Here is a 2,582-nt window from a genome sequence, read left to right as displayed (position 1 = left end):
ATGCTTGTTCTGGAGATTTTGGAGTCAGGGTTATGGCCACCAAAAACATTGCAATTGCCAAGGTTGCGATGATGATTGCGGCCGATGCAACGATTGCTTTAAGGATGCTTGAGCGCAGAATTTTTTTGATCATGATCAAATTGTGAAATCGTAATCGACAATCAACGGTGCGTGATCACTGAATTTTTCATTTGTATATACGTGACTTGTCAACGCACTTGTGCTGATACTTTTTGTGGCTATTTGATAATCGATGCGCCAGCCGACGTTATTTTTTCTGGCTTGACCTCTTTGGCTCCACCATGTGTATTGCTCTTGCATGGGGTATAAAGATCTGTAAATATCTATAAGGCCGAGCCCATCGAAAATATGATCCATCCAGGCACGTTCTTCTGGTAAGAACCCACTATTTTTTACATTGCCTTTCAGCCGTTACAACGGTATGCCATGCATTTCACGTTCTGACAATCTATTATGGATAACCCGCATTTGAAGCGGGCAAGGCAAAAGGAATCGAGCCGGGTTGAGCCCCCGCCCAAAGTTTGCGTAGCCGAGCCAATTCGTCGTCATAAATCGCATCAATGCGACTGACCTCGGCCCGGTGGTTCTGTACCAGCGTACGCTGCGCTTCAGAAGCCGATTGGTTGTATTCGAACCGCCCCGTCAACTTGGCTGGCAGTTCACGCCCTTTATAAAATTCAGCCTCATTCTGAAGCGTTTTACGTTCACGCTCCAACTCGGCCAAACGGGCTTCGCTCGATTTCAAGGCCTTGCGCATCGTATCGAGCGCCCCCTCGCGTGCTTTTTGATGCGCTCGTTCGTTCGGATATCGATTCAGCAAATTTCGATCATGCCGAATCGCATCCTTGCGAGCCGTCTCCAAGGCTTGGCGCCGGCGTTGAGCCTCATCGGCGATCGACTTCTCCTCAGCGGTCTGGGTGGGCCCCACCACTTGACGGACAGAACCATCGCTATTGAGTACCCGTTGTTCTCGGTCGGTGCACTCTGCAATAGGTCGGTCCGACGTTAGGCGGCGACCCTTGTTATCCGTACACGTAAAAATGCTGCCCTGGGCAACCGCCATGACGGGCAGTGTCCACACACAGACGAACCGCAAGATCGTCCGAAACATTTCAACGTGTAATGAACCTTTCACCCATGCACTCCATAACGTTGACGATAGGCCTCCACCAGAGGCAGGTAGGCGGCTAGAGCTGGGTCGCTCTGCTGAGCGAGATACTGCAGCAAATCAGTCAACGTTGCGATAGCGACGACCTGTAAACCCAGTTCTTGTTGCACAGATTGCACAGCTGATTGCGTAGATTCAACCCCTGCGACGCAAGCCGTTTCTTGGCGATCAAGTGCAATGGACACCGCACATGGCTGTGCGCCTGCGGTTTGAATCAAGGCGATCGATTCACGCACAGAGGTTCCGGCCGAGATCACATCATCAATAATCAGCACCCGCCCACGCATCGGAGCCCCGACCAAAGTACCGCCCTCGCCGTGGTCCTTGGCCTCCTTGCGGTTGTATGCGTAAGGAACATTCACGCCCAAACGTGCCAACTCAACAGCCACAGCGGAAGCAAGCGTAATGCCCTTATAGGCCGGCCCGAAGATCATGTCGAAGGCCACACCTGATGCCATCAAGCGGCGTGCATAAAATCCAGCCAGGCGCCCAAGCTTGGCTCCATCATCAAACAGCCCCGCATTGAAAAAATAGGGAGACATCCGCCCTGCCTTGGTCTTGAATTCACCAAAGCGCAAGACACCCGACTCAACAGCAAAAGTCACAAAATCTAGCGCCAAGCTATCGCGATGAGTTGGCAAATTATCGACAGTCATTTCAGGAAACCAGCAAGTGCGTTTGATCAGTTTAAACCTCAATGGCATTCGATCAGCCACCAGTAAAGGGCTAGCAGCATGGATCGAATCCATTCGACCCGATTGTATGGGTGTCCAAGAGATTAGAGCCCAACCAAGTGACATATCGAATCGATTTGACACCCTCGGGGGGATGAAAGGCTACTTTCACTGCGGGCAGAAAAACGGCTACGCAGGCGTTGGCATCTACTCCATTCACGAACCCAGCGAACTTTACACGGGGATGAATGATGCTGAATTTGACGCCGAAGGTCGCTGGTTAGAAGCACGCTTCGATACCCCATTTAGAAAGCTTTCGATTGTGAGCGCATACTTTCCAAGTGGGTCTTCCAGTGAAGATCGACAACAAGCCAAATTCCGTTTTCTGAATGTTATTTTGCCGATATTGACTCGCATGAAATCAGAACGAGAATTTATTCTCATGGGAGATCTTAATATTGCCCACAAGAATATTGATATCAAAAACTGGAAAGGCAATGTAAAAAATGTGGGTTCTTACCAGAAGAACGTGCCTGGATGGATCATATTTTCGATGGGCTCGGCCTTATAGATATTTACAGATCTTTATACCCCATGCAAGAGCAATACACATGGTGGAGCCAAAGAGGTCAAGCCAAGAAAAAATACGTCGGCTGGCGCATCGATTATCAAATAGCCACAAAAAGTATCAGCACAAGTGCGTTGACAAGTCACGTATA

At 49.7% G+C, this 2,582-nt stretch carries 3 protein-coding genes and 1 pseudogene; 1 reads left to right on the top strand and 3 read right to left on the bottom strand.

Features of this window, described 5'->3' with window-relative positions:
* Positions 1 to 135 precede the first annotated feature (135 nt).
* The 3 genes and pseudogenes from LEPOCDRAFT_RS02975 to pyrE all read right to left on the bottom strand — a co-directional run.
* A pseudogene (locus tag LEPOCDRAFT_RS02975) lies at positions 136 to 426 on the bottom strand (endonuclease/exonuclease/phosphatase family protein); the annotation flags it as partial.
* A 46-nt stretch (positions 427 to 472) separates the two neighbouring features.
* Positions 473 to 1,084 carry a DUF4124 domain-containing protein gene (locus LEPOCDRAFT_RS01140; protein WP_245526368.1) on the bottom strand — a complete coding sequence of 204 codons (612 nt, stop codon included), beginning with the start codon at positions 1,082 to 1,084 and terminating at the stop codon, positions 473 to 475.
* A 68-nt stretch (positions 1,085 to 1,152) separates the two neighbouring features.
* On the bottom strand, positions 1,153 to 1,845 hold the full coding sequence (gene pyrE / locus LEPOCDRAFT_RS01135) for an orotate phosphoribosyltransferase (protein WP_009453353.1): 693 nt from the start codon (positions 1,843 to 1,845) through the stop codon (positions 1,153 to 1,155).
* 16 nt (positions 1,846 to 1,861) lie between these two features.
* On the opposite strand from pyrE, the gene LEPOCDRAFT_RS01130 reads away from it, so the two are divergent.
* Entirely contained in the window at positions 1,862 to 2,434 is a 573-nt protein-coding gene (locus LEPOCDRAFT_RS01130) for an exodeoxyribonuclease III (protein WP_009453352.1), read from the top strand.
* Positions 2,435 to 2,582 lie beyond the last annotated feature (148 nt).

This window comes from Leptothrix ochracea L12, assembly GCF_000262525.1.
Note: the sequence above shows the minus strand (reverse complement) of the source record. Positions and strands in the feature narration are given on the sequence as shown.

Bases quoted from the DNA above. Each gene is read 5' to 3' on its own strand.
- pyrE (WP_009453353.1), bottom strand. From the start codon at position 1,845: ATGACTGTCGATAATTTGCCAACTCATCGCGATAGCTTGGCGCTAGAT.
- LEPOCDRAFT_RS01140 (WP_245526368.1), bottom strand. From the start codon at position 1,084: ATGGCGGTTGCCCAGGGCAGCATTTTTACGTGTACGGATAACAAGGGT.